The sequence below is a fragment of the Ruegeria halocynthiae genome, assembly GCF_000743705.1.
Classification (GTDB): domain Bacteria; phylum Pseudomonadota; class Alphaproteobacteria; order Rhodobacterales; family Rhodobacteraceae; genus Ruegeria; species Ruegeria halocynthiae_B.
Map to the genome: position 1 here is coordinate 573,452 of NZ_JQEZ01000001.1, position 17,025 is coordinate 590,476.

Genomic DNA, 17,025 nt, shown 5'->3' on the forward strand with positions numbered 1-17,025 from the left:
CCTCAGAATGAAACGATCGTCTGAATGACGATGGCATTGGCGATGTCCACAAAGAATGCGGATACAAGGGGCAGCACGATAAAGGCAATAGGCGACGGGCCATATCGCTTGGTCACGGCGGTCATATTGGCGATAGCGGTGGGCGTGGCACCCAAGGCGAACCCGCCGAACCCGGCGGCCAGAACAGCGGCGCGGTAGTTGCCGCCCATGATCGGGAACAACACCCACAGAACGAAGGCAACGGCAAACAGGGTTTGCGCCGCCATGATGACCACGATGGCCAGGCCAAGTTCGGCGATGGTCCACAATTGCAGGCTCATCAACGACATGGCCAGAAACGCGCCCAACGAGAATTCAGAGATCAAAGCAAGCGAAGGGGTGCGCGCCACCGGCGGCGCCTTGGGAAACAGCAGATCGCGCAGATTTGCGATCACGATCCCCATGATCAGGCAGGGCACGAAAAGCGGCAGCTTCAGACCAGCAGCCGTTATGGCCTCGCCCAGCATATAGCCGAAGATGATGGCAATATTCAGGTACAGCAGGACCCGCATGATCGTCAGGTGGTCGATTCTTGAGGCCGGCTCGTCCGGGCTGTCGGGCACACCGACGGTGTGCTCTTCATCCGGCCGTGCAGGTGTCAGGCCCCGACCTTCAATCAGAATCCGCGCAACCGGCCCCCCGACCAGTGCCGCCAATACCAGCCCGAGCGTGGCCACGGCAACGCCCAGTTCGGTCGCCCCGGCCAGACCAGTTGCATTGGCCACTTCGGGTGCCCAGGCAATGGCTGTTCCGTGACCACCAATCAAAGCGGCAGAGCCAAAAAGAACCCCTGCTTGTAAGGGATATCCAAATGTGACGGCCCCGGCTGCGCCAATCACGTTTTGAACGATGATCGTCGCCAGAGTTAATATCAAAAGCAAAAACAGCGGCTTACCGCCCGATATTAAGTCGGAAAACCGTGCATTCAGGCCAATCCCGGCGAAGAACACCACCAGCAGAAAGTCGCGCCCCTCAAGGGCAAAGTTCAGTTGGACATCAAAGACCAGATACGCCAGCAACAGGAACCCCGATGCCAACAACCCGCCTGTCACAGGCTCGGGAATATTGAACTGGCGCAGCGCGGCGACACGCGCGTTAATCTCGGCCCCGATCAGGTAGACGGCAAATCCAAGCGTGGTGGTCAGAAGATTGGATATCTGGATCGCTTCTGCAGTCATTGAGATGACGCCTCAGTTCTCGGGTCTGGGCGGGCACTCCTCGCCCACTACGGTGCCGTCATACGCCTTCTCACCGCAATTGTTCAACGCGTGCCAGACATAGCCTTTTCCACCTGTTGTCACGGCCACAATGCGGTCGACACCGAAATGAACATTCTTAGTCCCGATGAATGCCTGCGCCTGACCCGAGGCCAGCGCGTCGCCGATGGCCACCGCATCGTAACAGTCGAACCATGTCGGAGCGGTCAGTGGTTCGGGGTTTTCGACGGGCTGGTATGCGCTCAGGTCGTCAGCGGATAAATCTGTGTCGAAACACGCGCGATACCGGATCGGGGAACTGTCGGCATCTATGGCTTGAAACGCAGTATAGGCGATGGGTGCGGGCCTATCCGCCCCTTTGGCCAGCAAAGCCACGTCCTTACCGGGTTGGGGGGCGACATCATAGTAAAACCCGTAAACCTGAAGGTAATACATGCCTGCGCCCGCCAGGGCCGTCGACAGAACAAGGATGAGTACAAGGAATTTTCCAGTCATCTTTCAAACATCCTGATCACGTGGCCTCTTTCAAGTTCGCGAAAAATGGGACAGTTTCCAACCCGACACAGGTTGGAATAAGGCTTTTGGAATGGACATGACCCTTGCCGTTGGGTTCTTTGGCGCATTGTTTGCGATCATGAACCCGATCACCAACCTGCCCGTTTTCCTGAGCGTGACCGATGGCCTGACGCCAGCCGACCAGCGCAAAGTGGCGGCGAAAACGGCCACCTACTGCCTGATCCTTGGCGGGGGTTTCGCGGCCATCGGCAGCCAGACACTGGGCCTGTTCGGGATCAGCGTAGACGATCTGCGGGTGGCGGGCGGCCTGGTTGTCTTGATGATCGGCCTGAACATGTTGAACGGCACTGAAAGCAGTTCGCATCACGGGACTGACGGCGAAAAGCAATCCTACCCCGCGCCCGAAACGGTGGCCTTCTATCCGCTGGCCTTTCCCATTCTGGTCGGCCCCGGCACGATCACGACATTGATCCTTTATGCGCATCATGTTTCCAAACCCATGGACGCCGTCATCTATGCGGGTGTGTTCCTGGCCGTGCTTTTCCTGCTGTTCATCACCTTCTGGAACGCCTCGGCCCTGTCCAAACGGCTGTCTGATAACGCGCGTGTGATAATGAGCCGTTTCATGGGCATGATCCTGTCGGCCATTGCAATCAGCATGATTGCCGCTGGCCTTAAGGTCTTGTTGCCGGGATTGGCCTGAACGCGGCATCAGGCCTCGAACCCGGCGGCCTCGGTCAACAGGAATGCGTCGGCGCATTGTTTGGCCAGTGCCCGGACACGGCCGATATAGGCCTGCCGTTCCGTCACCGAAATCACGCCCCGCGCGTCCAACAGGTTAAAGACATGGCTGGCCTTGATGCACTGGTCATAGGCGGGGTGTGCCATGACGATGCGTTTGCCGGTCTTGGGATCATCATGCTCCTGCGCCAGAATGGCGGCGCATTCGGCCTCGGCCTCTTCGAAGTGGCGCAGCAGAACTTCGGTATTGGCAACGTCAAAGTTCCAGCGGGCGTACTCCTCTTCGGTCTGTTTGAAGATGTCACCATAAAACAGCGGGCTGGGCGACTGCGGATCGTTGAACGGCATGTCCATCACGTGGTCAATGCCCAGCACATACATCGCCAGACGCTCCAGGCCATAGGTCAGCTCGCCGGACACAGGCGCGCAGTCATGGCCGCCGACCTGCTGGAAATAGGTGAACTGGCTGACTTCCATGCCGTCGCACCAGACCTCCCAGCCCAGACCCCAGGCACCCAGCGTCGGGCTTTCCCAGTCATCTTCGACAAAGCGGATGTCATGTAGGTTCATGTCAATGCCAATGGCTTGCAGTGAACCCAGATACAGCTCTTGCAGATCGGGCGGGCTGGGTTTGATCAGCACCTGATACTGGTAATAATGCTGCAACCGGTTCGGGTTCTCACCATAACGTCCGTCGGTCGGTCGGCGCGAGGGTTGAACATAGGCCGCAGCCCATGCTTTCGACCCCAAGGCCCGCAGGGTGGTTGCCGGGTGGAATGTCCCTGCCCCGACCTCCATGTCATAGGGTTGCAGAATGGCACAGCCTTTCGAGGCCCAATAAGCCTGAAGCCGCAGGATAATTTCCTGAAAAGAACGAGGTGCGCTGGACTGTTCGGTCATGACATTCCCTTTGGGCGCCATCGCGCCCGGTTCCGTTGGGTTTTCTTCTTCCTATGCAAGGGGCCAAGGGGCGTCAACGGGCCAATGGGGTCCGGCTGTCGCTGCGCCGCCACACTGGAAATTCCCCGCATTCCGGGCATGGCTTTCCGCAACTCAAATCGCGTAGTCTGCGCCAAAGATAAAACACCGCGGACACGGGCAGACAATGACACGCATATTCACTGCAATTTTGTTTCTATTCCTCACCGGCGCGCGCGCCGTTTTTGCACAACAGGACACAGGTGTCTGGGTGCAGGTCGAAGCGCAACCCTCGTTGCGCGAAGCGCAGGAACGGGCGCAGGTCTATGCCAGCACCCTGCCCGACGTGAACGGGTTTCGCCTGAACTCTGGCTGGTACGCCATTGTTATCGGGCCTTATTTGCACAGTGACGCCGAACAGGTCCTGCGCGTGTACCAGGCCGAAGGGCAAATTCCTGCGGATAGCTACATCGCCTTCTCAAGCGCGTTGGGTCAGCAATTTTGGCCCGTCGGCGCGAATATTCTGGACCGGGGTGTCGTGACACCGCCGGTCGAAAGCACGCCCCAACCCGAGCAGCCGATTGCCGGGCTGACGCCCCAGCCTTCGGATGAAACGCGGGCGCAGGCCCTGCAGTCCGAGCGTCGTTTGACTGCACAAGAGCGTAAGGGGCTGCAAACCGCCCTTCAGGCCGCAGGATTTTACAACGCCACAATTGACGGCGCATTCGGTCAAGGCACCCGCCGGTCAATGGGTGACTGGCAGCGGTTCAACGGCCATGAAGCCACGGGCGTTCTGACAACGGCGCAGCGCAAGGCACTGATCGAAGATTACAACGCACCGCTGATCAGCGTCGGCATGGATCGCTATTCGGATACGCAGGCGGGCATTGACCTGAACCTGCCGCTGGGTGTCATCGCGTTCGACCGGCATGAGGCCCCTTTTGCCCATTTCAACAGCACCACCGATCTGGACGCCAAGGCGTTGCTGATCAGCCAGCAAGGCGACAAAGCCACGCTGCGGGCGCTGTACGAAGTCATGCAGTCGCTGGACATCATACCCTTAGGCGGTCCCCGAGAGCTGCGCGGCGACCGCTTTACGCTTGAAGGCCGTGGCAACGGGATCGTTTCCTATAGCGAGGCAACGCTGAAAAATGGCCAGATCAAGGGTTTCACGCTGGTTTGGCCTGAAGAGGACGAAGCCCGCCGGGCGCGTGTTCTGGCCGCGATCAAGGCAAGCTTCGCCACAACGGACGCCGTGCTTGACGCCAGCGCCGGGGCGGATGCCGAACAGCGCATTGATCTGGTTTCCGGGTTGCAGATCCGCAAGCCCCGCCTGTCGCGGTCCGGCTTTTTTGCGGATGCCAAGGGCACCGTCCTGACGGTTTCCGAAGTTGCGGACAGTTGCGCGCGGGTGACCATTGACGGCGATCTGGAACTTCAGGTCGCATGGACCGATACCGATCTGGGTATCTCGGTCCTGCGCCCCAGCCGTGATCTTTCCCCCATCAACATCGCGGAATTCAGCGCCGACAAACCCCGCATCCAGTCCGAGGTCGCGGTCTCGGGCTTTTCGTATCAGGGCGCTTTGGGCGCGCCGACGCTGACCTATGGCCAGATCGCCGACGTGCGCGGGTTGAACGGTGAGGACGGAGTGAAACGATTGGCCCTGGCGTCGCAACCGGGTGATGCGGGCGGCCCCGTCTTTGACGACAGCGGGCAGGTTGTCGGTATGCTTTTGCCTACCCCGACCGAAGGACGCACCCTGCCCGGGTCGGTCAGCCTGGCCGCCACCGCTGATCGTCTGAGCGAGGCTTTGGGACAGGCCGGTGTGTCCGGTCAATCAGGCCAGCCTACGGCGCAAATCTCACCCAATGAGCTGAGCCGCAGAGCAAATGGGATGACTGTTCTGGTGCATTGCTGGGACTGACCGCGCGCCCAACGAAATAAAAGCGCCGCCTGTTTGTGCGGCGCTTTTTTTTGTTTCGGCTTACAGAACGTCCGGCGTAACGCGGATCAGCGTCGGTCGCGGCGCGTCAAACGCCGCGCGAACGGCTGATTGCATCTCTTCCAGACTGGACGGGGTGGCCGATAGCGCGCCAAACGCCTCGGCCAGCTTACAAAAGTCGGGGTTATGCGCCACGACCGCATTGGGGGCGATCTGACTGCCGACCATGCTGTCTTCGATTTCCTTCAGCTTGCCATTGTCCCACAGGATGATGGGCAGAGACAGGCCAAGTTCAACCGCGGTTCCCAGTTCCTGCATTGTATAGTGGAACCCATAGTCGCCTGCGATAACGGCAGTCGGCTTGCCCCTGCGTGCAACCGCACCACCAATGCCCGCAGGCAACGCGTACCCCAGCGTTCCGAACCCCGTCGGGTGATGCCAATGGTAAGGATAGGCCATGTCCCAGACCTCTTTGGCGACATAGGCGAATTGGGTCATGTCCGAATAGATCATGGTATCGGCGGGCATGGCCTCGCGCAGCGCGTCAATCACCGGGACAATACCGGGCCTCTCGGCGTCCACTTCGGCCCGCCAGCGACCGCGGGTTTCAGCGACTTCTTCCGCCGTCCAGCCCGTTGCCGGGTTGACGTGGTCGATCGAAGCCCAAAGCGCCCGGGCAAAGCTTTCCCCGTCCGTTTGCAGTTTGACTTCGGCGCGGTGGTGATCAGACAGAACCTGCGGATCAAGATCGACCCGAACCAGATTGGCCGTATGACCAAGGGACCGCCGCCACAGATCGACCTCGCCCAGTTCGGCACCCACTGCGACCACCAGATCGGCGGACGCAATCACCTCGGCGCTGCCCGGTCGGGGCAGCATCGCCCCAAAGTCCAGCGCATAGCCCAGCCCGGCCATTCCACGCCCAGCATAGGTGGTGAAACACGCGGCCCCGACCTGTGTCAGGATTTGCCGCCACAGGTTGGAACGGGTCCCCCCACCCAGAATAAACAGCGGTCTGCGCGCGGTGTTGAGCATCGACAGAACCGGCGCGACATCCGGCGGCAGGGCCTGTGTCCGCAGACCGAATTGATTGGGAAACGGCGCGGGATCAGCCTCGGCCTGAAGCTGTGCAATGGGCACCTGAATGTGTTTGGGGCGCGGCCGGGACAATTCGAATTCTTCGAATGCGCGCTCAACCAGGCCATAGGTTGCCTGGGCCGTGTTTGCCTGATGCGACCAGTCGGTGACAGTGCCAGCCGCCGCGCGCTGATCCTTCATTTGATGCAACTGCCCATGCGCGGCCTGCATTTCATCCAAACAAGAGGACATCACCAGCATCGGAACCGAATCCGTATAGGCCTGCCCCATCGGCGTCATGATGTTGCACACTCCTGGCCCGGTGATCACATAAGCCACGCCCGGCTTGCCCGTCGCGCGGGCATAGCCATCGGCCATGAACCCGGCCCCCTGTTCGTGGCGGGCCAGAACATGGGTGATTTCTGCCTCTTCAATACCGCGATACATTTCCTGATTGTGCACACCGGGGATGCCAAAAATCACATCCACGCCCCGATCTTTCAGCATGTGCGATATCTGCGCGCCTAGGGGTTTTTTCATCAGCTTCTCCAGAATTGAACGGTAAACAAGGCGTAAACGGCCAGCAGCTCAAGCCGGCCGACCAGCATCCCGATGGACAAGAGCCACTTTGCGGTATCGCTGAGCCCGGCAAAGTTGCCCGCCGGGCCGATTTCACTTCCCAGCCCCGGCCCCACATTGGCCAGCGCCGTCGCAGCCCCCGATACCGAGGTGATGAAATCCAACCCCGTCAAGGCCAAAGCCCAGGCCAGTATGCCCATGGACAGCACGAAGAACATGAAAAAGCTCATGACCGATGTCAGAACATCCGTGCCAATGGGGCGCCCATCGTAAAGCGGAACAAAGACCCCGTGCGGAGAGCGAATTCGGCGGATCTGCGTTTTGATGGACGCAAACAGCAACTGGTATCGGAAAACCTTGATCGAACAGGCGGTAGACCCCGCACATCCCCCCACCAGACCGATCAGAAAGAACAGCATGACCGGAAAGCTGCCCCACGTCATGTAATTGACGCTGGCATATCCGGTGCCGGAAATGATCGAGGTGACGTTGAACAGGGATTGGCGAAGCGCCTGCTCCCAATGGTGCGGAAACACGGTGATCAGAAAGACCGACATGACAACGACCAGCACCAGAATGGTCGCGACAAATGCGCGGATCTGACTGTCGCGCCACAAAGAGCTGGTATGGCCATTGGCAAGCTGCACGTACCGGACAAACGGCAGGGCGGCCAAAATCATGAAGACCGATGCGGCGTATTCGGTCGGCCCGGAAAACACAGCGAATGAATCGTCGTAGTTCGAAAATCCGCCTGTTGCGATGGTTGTCATGGCGTGAACCACGGCGTCGAAAAAGCTCATGCCCAGGCCTGCGTATACCAACACGCAAACAAAGGTCAGAAAGACGTAGATCAAGGAAATCTGACCCGCGATTTCTTGCGCGCGGGGCAGGATTTTACCCATGGTTTCAAATCCTTCCGAGCGGAAGATTTGCATCCCACCCACCCGAAGCTCGGGCAGGAAAACCATAGCGACAACAATGATGCCGATACCACCCAGCCATTGCAAAACCCCGCGCCACAACAGCAGCCCGCGCGGAAGATTATCCAGGCCAGAAATAACGGTCGACCCGGTGGTGGTCAGACCGGACATCGCCTCAAAGTAAGCATCGACAAAGCGCAGCTCGGTTTCGCCAAGCAAAAACGGAATCGCGCCGAAAAATGGCAGCGCGACCCAGACACCGGTGGTCAGCAAAAAGGTCTGGCGGATCGTCAAACCGTCGCCGATCCCGTTCGAACAGCTCAGCGACAGAACCACGCCCGTCAGAATTGTGATAACGCCACTTTCAAGAAACACATGCCATTCGCCCCGACCTTCGATGAGATCGGTAATCATGGGCAGCATCATGGTCGCCCCAAGAATGGCGACCAACAGGCCAATCACATATCCAACCGGGCGCATATCCGTCATGAGGCGCAGCGTTGGCGCGCCTGCACGACTGTGTCAAGCGGATGTCCCGTATTTACTTGCCCGAGTTGCCCGATGGCTTGGGCATCACCGGGGGTTTCGACGGGGCACGCGTGCGGCGCACCGGTGTCACGGGCTGGGCTGTTTCCATCTTGGGGGCAACAGGTTTCGCCGCAGGTGCCAAAGGTGCAACGGGTTTGGCGGCCACTTTGGTTGGTGCAGGCTTGGCAGCCGCTTTGGGCGCCAAAACTGCGGTCGGTGTTTTCGCAGCGACAGGTTTGACCGGCGCTTTCACCGCTGCTGGCTTGCCCGCCACCTTGGGTGCAACAGGTTTTGCCGCTGCGGGTTTCGCGGCGACCGGCTTTGCAGCAGCAGGTTTTGGCTTGGCGGCAGCGGCGGGTTTCGGTGCCTGCGTGCGGGCCGATGTTGCGGTTTTTGCGGCAACTGGTTTAGCGGCAGGCTTTGCCGCAGCTGGTGCTGCAGCAGTTTTCGCCTTAGTCGCTGCAGGTTTTGCAGGCGCGGGTTTTGCTGATTCGGCCTTGGGCTTGGCAGGGGTTTTTGCCTTGACGTCCGGCTTGGCCGCCGCCGCCGGTGCGGGCTTGGCTTTGGTTGCAGGTGCCGCTGGCTTTGCCTTGGACTTGAATTCAGGCGTCGGCGCGGCCGGTGCCGGGGTCGCGGCCGTTTCGCGCAACGTCTGCACCGTTGCAAACGGCAGCTCAATTGCCGAGCAGGTCAAAATCTGCATGATTTTCATTTGGTTGCTAACCGCGTATCCGGCCAGGCGCATGGCCGCCAACTGAAGTTCCAGCGGTTGGGTAATCGGATTCATTAGTTATTTCTCCTGTGAAAGCGATGCAACCTGCAACAAAAAGCAGAACTCTGCCCGCCCAAATTTCCTGGGCGGATTGCATAAACTTGCAGTCCCGGGGCGTCGCACGTCTCGGCTTCCTTAAATAGTGGCATGGCAGCAAACCAGCAGGCACACCACGGCTGCATTCCCCGCCACTTTAACGCAAATTACCGTGCGCGCGCAGCATTTTTTGCTGCGCTGCGGCAAAAACTCGCCGTTTGACTAATTTTGAGACTTCCCGGTGCCCTGCCCGGTCACCCGATATGGAACAGGGTCGAGAACAGACGCGGATTCAGACTGGTCGAAACAAAGGTCGACCCCTCGGTCAGAACCGACACCGCATCATGGCTGTGCAGGCTTTCCTGATGGCTGGCCACCACCCGGAAATCGCCGATATGATGATCGGCCAGCAACTCGGCGCAGAACAGACGAGCGGCGTCTTCGACAAAGATCGGGTTGGCCGCGTTCAGTTCGGCAAAGGCCTGCTCGTCCTCACGCTTGACCATCACCTGCGTTTCTGTCGGAACGGCGCGGCGGCACAATGCGATCAGGTCTTCGAACCACAGGCAATCCGCGTCGCAATCCACAACAACGGAAATTCGCGCGACCGACCGCTGCGAATGTGGCGTCGCCAGCTGCCCACGCGTTGCGCGCGCGTGTTCGCTCAGTTCAAGCGAACAGGGGCAGGTCGACGAATAGACATAGTCCAGATGCATGATCTTCTGACGCACGCCGTTCTGCTCGACCAGTTCCAGCGCGATGTCGTAATATTGATACCCCTCAAGCCCCGAGCGCAGGCTTTGCACCCGGTCGGGGAAGGAAAACCGCATCTGAATGCGCGCATCAAAGCTGTCCAGATCGGTCATATAGTCATCCAGCGCGGCCTCCATGACCTCAAAACTGAACGTACGCTCGGCGTGTTTGTAGAACGAGCGCATGATCCGGGACATGTTGATGCCCTTTTTTTCGGCCTCAAGGCTGACAGTCCCGGTGACCGAGGTTTCCAGTGTCAGATCCTCACCCGCTTTCCGATGAAACCGGATCGGCAGACGGAAATTGGAAATGCCTACATGCTGAATCTGCTGCCTGGCCCCCCGGATCAGGCTAGAAGGGCCGTTCTGAAGATCGGGCAAAGTTGCGCGATACGCCGCGTCGACCGCGAACCCATCGGGATACTCTCGTGACAGCGAAGGATAGTTGACCGGAACCAGCCCCGGCACAAGGCGCTCGATGGCAGGATCAAGTTGGCTGATCTCGGCCTCGGTCGCAGTTTCAGCCCATTTGCGCAGCGTTTTCAGCGCAGCGGCGGCCTCATCTTGGTCGGGTGCATCGTCAACGTCGCGGGGGTGCACGTTCATCGATAAGGGCTCCTCGGTTGGTCGCCGGGCTAAATACGGGTTCGGCGCGCATTCCAGTGTAACCGTATACGCGCCAAAACACAGCCCGGATCGAATTTCCGCACAAGGCGCAGTGCCTGCGCCCTGCACCGTTTGACTTTGAACCGGGTTTATCAGGCCAAAACCGGATACTATTGTTGAGAAACGTCCAATGCCTGACCGATATCGGCAAGCAGGTCGTTTGCGTCTTCCAGACCGACGGACAGGCGGATCAGGCCGGGTGTAATGCCTAACTCATCCTTCTGTTCGTCACTCAGCCGCTGGTGCGTTGTGGTGGCCGGATGTGTCGCGATTGACTTGGCATCCCCAAGATTGTTCGAGATCACCGGAATCGTCAGCGCGTTGAGAAAGGCAAACGCGGCCTCTTTCCCGCCCTTGATGTCCAGCGACAGAACCGTGCCGCCCTTGCCGCCCAGCTGTGATTGCACCAGCGCGTTCTGCGCATGGGTTTTCAGCCCCGGATACAGCGTCCGTTCCAGCGCCGCGTGACCTTCCAGCGCTTCGGCCAGGGCCAAGGCCGTTTCGGCCTGCGCATTGACCCGCAAGGCCATCGTTTCCAGACCCTTCAGCATGACCCAGGCGTTGAACGGGCTCAGCGCGCCGCCGGTGTGCTTCATGTAGGGCTCAACCGTGCCGCGGATGAATTCTTGCGTGCCGATGATGACGCCGCCCAGCGCACGCCCCTGCCCGTCAATGTGCTTGGTCGCGGAATAGACGACCACATCGGCCCCCTGCTCGATTGCGCGCGAAAAGACAGGGGTGGAAAAGACGTTGTCCACAATGACCACGGCCCCAACCGCGTGCGCCAGATCGGCAACCGCCGCAATGTCGATCACCTCAAGCGTCGGGTTCGACATGGATTCGAAGAACACCGCCTTGGTATCGGGGCGGAGCGCCGCCTTCCACGCGTCCACATCGGTGCCATCGACAAACGTTACCTCGACCCCGTACCGGGTCAGGATGTTTTCCAGGATATACAGACAGGACCCGAACAGAGCCTTGGCAGAGACAACATGGTCGCCCGCCTTCAACACCGAGGTCAGCGCCGCATTCACCGCCGCCATGCCGGACGCGGTGGCAAAGGCATCCTCGCCCCCTTCCAGCGCAGCGATGCGCTGTTCGAACATAGAGACGGTCGGGTTGCCATAACGGGCATAGATGAACTCATCCGGGCCGGTTTCGATAAACCGCGCCTCGGCCTGTTCAGCCGTGTCATAGACAAAGCCCTGTGTCAGAAAGATCGCCTCGCTGACCTCATTGTATTGGCTGCGACGGATGCCGCCATGGACGGCTTGGGTGCGTTTGTTCCAGCTCTCGCTCATGTCATTCCTCTCGGCCTTTGTCCGGCAAAGGCATCAAAAAAACCCCAGACGCGGTCAAGCGAAAGGGGCCTTTCATCCTGACCTTTTAGCGGTGTTGTTTAGCGTGGCCCGCAATCCGGTAACAAATCGCCACGTAGCGAGGATGCGTTTACGCCTCAAGGTGCGGATCGTCAAGCCCGGCCGCCCGTGCGTCACGCTTTCGTAACCACCTCTTGCCGATCCGGCAGAAAACCGCATGATCGCTGCAACAAACGGAGGACACATGGCCAACCCGATTGATCTGTATTTCTGGCCCACGCCGAACGGCTGGAAGGTTTCCATCGCTCTGGAAGAGATGGAGCTGCCCTATACCACCCACCTGATCAATATCGGCAAGGGTGACCAGTTCGACCCCGAATTCCTGAAGATCGCGCCCAACAACCGGATGCCCGCCATCGTTGATCCTGACGGGCCAGACGGCGCGCCCATCTCGGTTTTTGAGAGCGGCGCGATCCTGATGTATCTGGCCCGCAAGACCGGGCGCTTCTATGGCGAAACCGAACGTGACCGGATCGCGGTTGAGGAATGGCTGATGTGGCAGATGGGCGGCGTCGGCCCGATGGCCGGTCAGGCGCATCACTTCCTGAAATACGCGCCCCAACTGGACCCGCCGCAGGACCTGCCCTATCCCAAAGACCGCTACCGCGCCGAAGTCGCACGGCTGTATGCCGTGTTGGATCGGAGGCTGGCTGACAACGAATACGTCGCAGGTGATTTCTATTCCATTGCAGACATGTCGATCTGGGGCTGGGCCAGCCTGTGGGAGGGTCAACAACAGGTGCTGGAGAACAAACCCCACTTTACCCGCTGGCTTGAGACTGTGAGCGCCCGGCCGAGCGTGCAGGCCGGCCGCGCGCTACATGCGGAATTGCGCGGAGATCACCGGGGCCCGCAGGCGCAGGGAGTTTTGTTCAAGCGGTGAGTGGTGGCTTTATCTGCAATGCCCCACTGCCAGCGTCCTTTCTACCCGTGGTTATGACTGCCGTAGTCACCCTTTCTGCTCTCGAAATAGCGCGCAAGATCATACATTGGGCTGCGATAGGGCATATCCCTGATGCAAACCGATTTGGCGCCCTGCGTCGTCATTAGATGAGACAATAGGTGGTCCGAACCGAAATCCTGCATCCAAAAACCAATACTCTCGAATAGGTTGGATTCGCTTTTCTGCGTTACCGTTGTACACACAGAACGGCCTTTTTCCTGCTCGACCTTCAGTTCTTGAAGATCGTACCTGATGTCGCCCTCGATCTCATATCCGAACATGGTGAGCTGAAAGCACTCTCCCTCCTCCTCAATCCGAGTTCGCACCGTCATGACCTCGGTAATGGGCAGATAGGTTCCGGATTCAAAGGTGTTCATTTCAAACGACGTTGTAAAAAAACCATCCGCATCGACGCAGCCCGTTGCGTGAAAACCATCGTCCGAATCCGGTTTTACTCGCAAGATTTCAAAAGCCTTTTCAGCAGACAACGGCACAGATACACGGGATTTGTCGCGCATAGTCAGCGAAGGAATCGCAAACAGAACGAACATGGTCAGGTACAAACCCAACCAGAGGAATATCGCGCCGAATACAACGATGAAGAGCGTCCACAATACCGCCATAACACCTTCATCTCTGGGCATGTATTCCGGCAAAGTTTCTAATAATGGCAGAAACATGAGAAGCAGCCCCAAAACCAATGCCGCGCAAACTGTCTCCCACCACACCCGCGGATAAACAACAATGAGACCTATCGCGATTGTCAGGCAGGCAATTGTGACCACTGCCTGTGTGATCGTGCTGCTCAATAGAACTGCTTGGCCGAAGAGAACCTCACCAGCGAGCCATCCTGTGAACAAGATGATCAAGCTTGTCGCAGCAAGCCTTCTTAGTCGATAAATGCGGTACAAGTATTTATTTTGCATGTACTTACCCTCTTTGATTGAGTTGAATATTTTTACACAATCAAGGCAGGATAATGGCGCTGATAAAGACCTCGGCACTCCGTTTTTAAACCCAACCAGTAGAAATCTACCCCTCTCCCCGCACCAGCACATCCAGCATGCTCGAAATATCCTCGACCTCTTCCGCGATCACGTGGGTCACCGAATGCGCCCGCTGCATCCGGCCCGTGACCCGCAGCAACCGCCCTGAAATCACCGCGCGGCGGAATTCCTCGTAGATTTTGCGCCAGACCACCACGTTGACGATGCCGGTCTCATCCTCAAGCGTGACGAAGATCACCCCCTTGGCTGTGCCCGGCCTCTGCCGCAGGATCACCAGCCCCGCCACCGCCACCCGCGCGCCCTCGGGCGGGTCGCCCAGCCGGTTGGCGGGCAGGCAGGCGGGTGGGCGCGGCCAGTCGCGGTTTGTGACCGCAGGGCGAACGGGGGCAACAAGCATGAGAACAAAAATAGAACAAACGGTAAGAAAGTCCAGTCACGGCATGCCGAGTCGCAAATGAGGCTGGAAAGACCTAAATCCCTTGACTAAGGAAGGTTTCGAACATCGCAGAAGGAAGACGCACGCAATGGCAAAGATCACCTATGTCGAGCATGGCGGTACCGAACACACAGTTGAGGTCGCCAACGGACTGACCGTCATGGAAGGCGCCCGTGACAACAACATCCCCGGCATCGAGGCCGATTGCGGCGGTGCCTGTGCGTGCTCGACCTGCCACGTCTATCTCCACCCCGACTGGGTCGAGAAGGTTCCCGCCAAGGATGACATGGAAGAGGACATGCTGGACTTTGCCTTTGAGCCCGACCCTGCCCGCTCGCGCCTGACTTGCCAGATCAAGGTCACTGACGCGCTGGACGGTCTGGTCGTGCAGATGCCGGAAAAACAGATCTGATGACGCCCCGGTCGGTTGCCGCCCTAGCAATCGTCCTCTGCGTTTACCCCATCGCGGCCCGGCCCCAACACCCCTGGCAAAACGAGCCGCTAGTTTCGGCGGAATACTCCGAGCCCACTGCGCGCTATCCGCATTGGGTTCTCGGTGATCAGATTGAATACGGTGCACTCGTCCTGCAATACCTGCCCGGAAGGGCAGAGTACACGATCCGGCTGCCCGAAGAACGGGTTTTTGAAGACATCAAACCGCGTCTCGTCGATGTGGACAATGACGGCAAGCGCGAAGCCATGGTGGTCGAAAGCCACCGCGACAAAGGTGCACGGCTTGCGATCTACAATGGTGGCGGCCTGATCGCCGCAACGCCGTATATCGGCACACGCTTTCGCTGGCTCGCTCCGATCGGTGCAGTGGATCTGGATGGCGACGGTCACATCGAGATCGCCTATATCGACCGCCCCCATCTGGCCAAGGTTCTACGCATCTGGCGTTTCAAAGATAGCAGCTTGACCGAGATTACCGCCCTGCCTGGCCTGACCAATCATCGCATCGGCGAGAATTTCATCACCGGAGGCACAAGGAATTGCGGCGCGGGTCCAGAACTGGTCGTAGCCAGCACAGACTGGCAAAACATCGTCAGCGTTAGATACGATGATGGCTGGGCAAGGGAAACACTGAGTCGCTTCTCACCAACTGCTATGGATCAAGCAATGGCCTGTAAACTATAGAACTGACGCAGCCCGCGTCAGCGGGCTGCCCGGCCCAAGGCCTTTGGCGGCGCATCTGTGATGCGGCGTCAGGGCGCGGGAGCGTTCGGGTCAGAGCGCCCGCCAGCCGATATCGCGGCGAAAGAACCCGTCCGGCCAGTCAATACCATCCACCGCCGCATAGGCCCGGTCCCGGGCCTCTTGCAGGGTGTCGCCGCGCGCAGTGACATTCAGAACCCTACCGCCTGAGGCCACAATCTGACCGCCCGAGGATTTGGTTCCGGCATGAAACACCATGTTGCTGCTGTCTTCAGACAGGCCATCCAGACCGTTGATGGCCGTGCCTTTTTCATATGATCCGGGATAGCCGTTCGCCGCCATCACAACCGTCAGCGCATGATCGTCCGCCCAGTTCACACGCGCCTCGTCCAGACGTCCTTCGGCCGCCGCGTGCATCAGGTCCATCGCTTGCGCCCCAAGGCGCATCATCAGAACCTGACATTCAGGGTCACCAAAGCGCACGTTGTATTCCACCAGCCGGGGCTGACTGTCCTTGATCATCAGCCCGGCATACAGAACGCCCTGAAACGGCGCGCCGCGACGTTTCATTTCGGCCACCGTCGGACGGATGATCTCTTCCATCGCGCGCGCTTCGATCTCGGCGCTTAAAACCGGTGCGGGGGAATAAGCCCCCATTCCGCCGGTGTTCAGCCCGGTATCCCCCTCGCCCACGCGCTTGTGGTCCTGCGCAGTGCCGATCGACAGGATATTCTCGCCGTCACACAGCACGAAGAGCGAGGCCTCTTCGCCCTCCATGAACTCTTCAATCACAACTTCGGCCCCGGCCCCGCCAAATGCGCCGCCGAACATGTCGTCGATGGCGTCCAGCGCGCTGCCTTCATCCATCGCAACGATCACGCCCTTGCCAGCGGCCAGCCCATCGGCCTTAACGACAATCGGCGCGCCCTGTTCGCGGATATAGGCTTTGGCCGGGTCGGCTTCGGTGAACCGCGCATAGGCTGCTGTCGGCGCGCCCGATGCATCGCAGATTTCCTTGGTAAAACTTTTCGAGGCTTCCAGCTGAGCCGCCGCAGCCGAAGGCCCGAACACCAGCACGCCCGCCTCGCGCAGACGATCCGCCACACCTGCGGCCAGAGGGGCCTCGGGGCCGACAATCACGAAATCAATCGCGTTTTCCTCGGCAAAGCTGACAACGGCGCCGCCGTTTTCGATATCCAGCGTGGCGCAATCCGCGATCTGCGCGATCCCGGCATTGCCCGGCGCCACGATCAACCGGTCGCATTTGGGGTTCTGCATCACCGCCCAGGCCAGACTGTGTTCGCGCCCACCACTGCCGAGAATGAGGATATTCATGAATGCTCTCCGATCTGCTTGGCCTCGCCTTGCGGGCGTTCTAAGCTGGGCGGGCATTTGACAC

The 17,025-nt window shown here is 59.3% G+C and carries 16 protein-coding genes and 1 riboswitch; of the genes, 5 read left to right on the plus strand and 11 right to left on the minus strand.

All coding sequences use genetic code 11. The annotated features are described in order from the left end of the window. Nucleotides 1–2: 2 nt before the first annotated feature. Nucleotides 3–1,217: a sodium/glutamate symporter gene (gene gltS / locus JT51_RS02720; protein WP_037307506.1), complete on the minus strand. Its 1,215-nt coding sequence runs from the start codon at nucleotides 1,215–1,217 to the stop codon at nucleotides 3–5. Between the two features lie 12 nt (nucleotides 1,218–1,229). Next, a complete protein-coding gene (locus JT51_RS02725; protein ID WP_037307510.1) occupies nucleotides 1,230–1,751 on the minus strand; it encodes a DUF6446 family protein in 522 nt (173 codons plus the stop codon). A gap of 97 nt (nucleotides 1,752–1,848) precedes the next feature. Here JT51_RS02725 and JT51_RS02730 point away from each other — a divergent pair, with 97 nt between their 5' ends. Beyond that, nucleotides 1,849–2,475, plus strand: a complete 627-nt coding sequence (locus JT51_RS02730) for a MarC family protein (RefSeq protein ID WP_235216104.1) — start codon at nucleotides 1,849–1,851, stop codon at nucleotides 2,473–2,475. Nucleotides 2,476–2,483: 8 nt separating this feature from the next. Here the strand turns inward: JT51_RS02730 and JT51_RS02735 are convergent, their stop codons facing one another. Then, on the minus strand, nucleotides 2,484–3,413 hold the full coding sequence (locus JT51_RS02735; protein WP_037307516.1) for a glycine--tRNA ligase subunit alpha: 930 nt from the start codon (nucleotides 3,411–3,413) through the stop codon (nucleotides 2,484–2,486). Between the two features lie 205 nt (nucleotides 3,414–3,618). Between JT51_RS02735 and JT51_RS02740 the strand changes: the two genes are divergently transcribed. Beyond that, on the plus strand, nucleotides 3,619–5,358 hold the full coding sequence (locus JT51_RS02740; RefSeq protein WP_037307520.1) for a serine protease: 1,740 nt from the start codon (nucleotides 3,619–3,621) through the stop codon (nucleotides 5,356–5,358). Between the two features lie 60 nt (nucleotides 5,359–5,418). Here the strand turns inward: JT51_RS02740 and JT51_RS02745 are convergent, their stop codons facing one another. The 5 genes from JT51_RS02745 to metZ form a co-directional block, all read right to left on the minus strand. Beyond that, nucleotides 5,419–6,993, minus strand: coding sequence for a thiamine pyrophosphate-binding protein (locus tag JT51_RS02745; protein ID WP_037307522.1), 1,575 nt, complete (start codon nucleotides 6,991–6,993; stop codon nucleotides 5,419–5,421). Continuing rightward, on the minus strand, nucleotides 6,993–8,441 hold the full coding sequence (locus tag JT51_RS02750; RefSeq protein ID WP_037307523.1) for a TrkH family potassium uptake protein: 1,449 nt from the start codon (nucleotides 8,439–8,441) through the stop codon (nucleotides 6,993–6,995). The genes JT51_RS02745 and JT51_RS02750 overlap by 1 nt, the downstream gene beginning before the upstream one ends. A 52-nt stretch (nucleotides 8,442–8,493) precedes the next feature. After that, entirely contained in the window at nucleotides 8,494–9,267 is a 774-nt protein-coding gene (locus JT51_RS21715) for a transcriptional regulator (RefSeq protein ID WP_152563285.1), read from the minus strand. 275 nt (nucleotides 9,268–9,542) lie between these two features. Next, nucleotides 9,543–10,646, minus strand: coding sequence for a GTP cyclohydrolase FolE2 (gene folE2, locus JT51_RS02760; protein WP_037307525.1), 1,104 nt, complete (start codon nucleotides 10,644–10,646; stop codon nucleotides 9,543–9,545). Between the two features lie 170 nt (nucleotides 10,647–10,816). After that, nucleotides 10,817–12,007: an O-succinylhomoserine sulfhydrylase gene (metZ, locus tag JT51_RS02765; protein ID WP_037307528.1), complete on the minus strand. Its 1,191-nt coding sequence runs from the start codon at nucleotides 12,005–12,007 to the stop codon at nucleotides 10,817–10,819. A 65-nt stretch (nucleotides 12,008–12,072) separates the two neighbouring features. Beyond that, nucleotides 12,073–12,150, minus strand: a riboswitch (SAM riboswitch). 119 nt (nucleotides 12,151–12,269) lie between these two features. On the opposite strand from metZ, the gene JT51_RS02770 reads away from it, so the two are divergent. Beyond that, nucleotides 12,270–12,968, plus strand: a complete 699-nt coding sequence (locus JT51_RS02770) for a glutathione S-transferase N-terminal domain-containing protein (protein WP_037309346.1) — start codon at nucleotides 12,270–12,272, stop codon at nucleotides 12,966–12,968. A 41-nt stretch (nucleotides 12,969–13,009) separates the two neighbouring features. Here the strand turns inward: JT51_RS02770 and JT51_RS02775 are convergent, their stop codons facing one another. Together JT51_RS02775 and JT51_RS02780 are read right to left on the minus strand one after the other, a co-directional pair. Then, nucleotides 13,010–13,954, minus strand: coding sequence for a hypothetical protein (locus JT51_RS02775; protein WP_037307531.1), 945 nt, complete (start codon nucleotides 13,952–13,954; stop codon nucleotides 13,010–13,012). Between the two features lie 106 nt (nucleotides 13,955–14,060). After that, complete coding sequence (locus JT51_RS02780; protein WP_037307535.1) at nucleotides 14,061–14,432, minus strand: OB-fold nucleic acid binding domain-containing protein; 372 nt, start codon at nucleotides 14,430–14,432, stop codon at nucleotides 14,061–14,063. Nucleotides 14,433–14,559: 127 nt separating this feature from the next. Between JT51_RS02780 and JT51_RS02785 the strand changes: the two genes are divergently transcribed. Then, complete coding sequence (locus tag JT51_RS02785) at nucleotides 14,560–14,883, plus strand: 2Fe-2S iron-sulfur cluster-binding protein (RefSeq protein WP_037307538.1); 324 nt, start codon at nucleotides 14,560–14,562, stop codon at nucleotides 14,881–14,883. Then, a complete protein-coding gene (locus JT51_RS02790; protein ID WP_037307540.1) occupies nucleotides 14,883–15,608 on the plus strand; it encodes an FG-GAP repeat domain-containing protein in 726 nt (241 codons plus the stop codon). The genes JT51_RS02785 and JT51_RS02790 overlap by 1 nt, the downstream gene beginning before the upstream one ends. 90 nt (nucleotides 15,609–15,698) lie before the next feature. Here the strand turns inward: JT51_RS02790 and purD are convergent, their stop codons facing one another. Next, entirely contained in the window at nucleotides 15,699–16,961 is a 1,263-nt protein-coding gene (gene purD / locus JT51_RS02795) for a phosphoribosylamine--glycine ligase (protein ID WP_037307542.1), read from the minus strand. Nucleotides 16,962–17,025: the final 64 nt, after the last annotated feature.

Coding starts and splice junctions, on each gene's coding strand:
- JT51_RS02770 (WP_037309346.1), top strand. CDS start 12,270: ATGGCCAACCCGATTGATCTGTATTTCTGGCCCACGCCGAACGGCTGG.
- JT51_RS02740 (WP_037307520.1), top strand. CDS start 3,619: ATGACACGCATATTCACTGCAATTTTGTTTCTATTCCTCACCGGCGCG.
- JT51_RS02785 (WP_037307538.1), top strand. CDS start 14,560: ATGGCAAAGATCACCTATGTCGAGCATGGCGGTACCGAACACACAGTT.
- JT51_RS02730 (WP_235216104.1), top strand. CDS start 1,849: ATGACCCTTGCCGTTGGGTTCTTTGGCGCATTGTTTGCGATCATGAAC.
- JT51_RS02735 (WP_037307516.1), bottom strand. CDS start 3,413: ATGACCGAACAGTCCAGCGCACCTCGTTCTTTTCAGGAAATTATCCTG.
- JT51_RS21715 (WP_152563285.1), bottom strand. CDS start 9,267: ATGAATCCGATTACCCAACCGCTGGAACTTCAGTTGGCGGCCATGCGC.
- JT51_RS02780 (WP_037307535.1), bottom strand. CDS start 14,432: ATGCTTGTTGCCCCCGTTCGCCCTGCGGTCACAAACCGCGACTGGCCG.
- JT51_RS02790 (WP_037307540.1), top strand. CDS start 14,883: ATGACGCCCCGGTCGGTTGCCGCCCTAGCAATCGTCCTCTGCGTTTAC.
- JT51_RS02725 (WP_037307510.1), bottom strand. CDS start 1,751: ATGACTGGAAAATTCCTTGTACTCATCCTTGTTCTGTCGACGGCCCTG.
- folE2 (WP_037307525.1), bottom strand. CDS start 10,646: ATGAACGTGCACCCCCGCGACGTTGACGATGCACCCGACCAAGATGAG.
- JT51_RS02750 (WP_037307523.1), bottom strand. CDS start 8,441: ATGACGGATATGCGCCCGGTTGGATATGTGATTGGCCTGTTGGTCGCC.
- JT51_RS02775 (WP_037307531.1), bottom strand. CDS start 13,954: ATGCAAAATAAATACTTGTACCGCATTTATCGACTAAGAAGGCTTGCT.
- purD (WP_037307542.1), bottom strand. CDS start 16,961: ATGAATATCCTCATTCTCGGCAGTGGTGGGCGCGAACACAGTCTGGCC.
- JT51_RS02745 (WP_037307522.1), bottom strand. CDS start 6,993: ATGAAAAAACCCCTAGGCGCGCAGATATCGCACATGCTGAAAGATCGG.
- metZ (WP_037307528.1), bottom strand. CDS start 12,007: ATGAGCGAGAGCTGGAACAAACGCACCCAAGCCGTCCATGGCGGCATC.
- gltS (WP_037307506.1), bottom strand. CDS start 1,217: ATGACTGCAGAAGCGATCCAGATATCCAATCTTCTGACCACCACGCTT.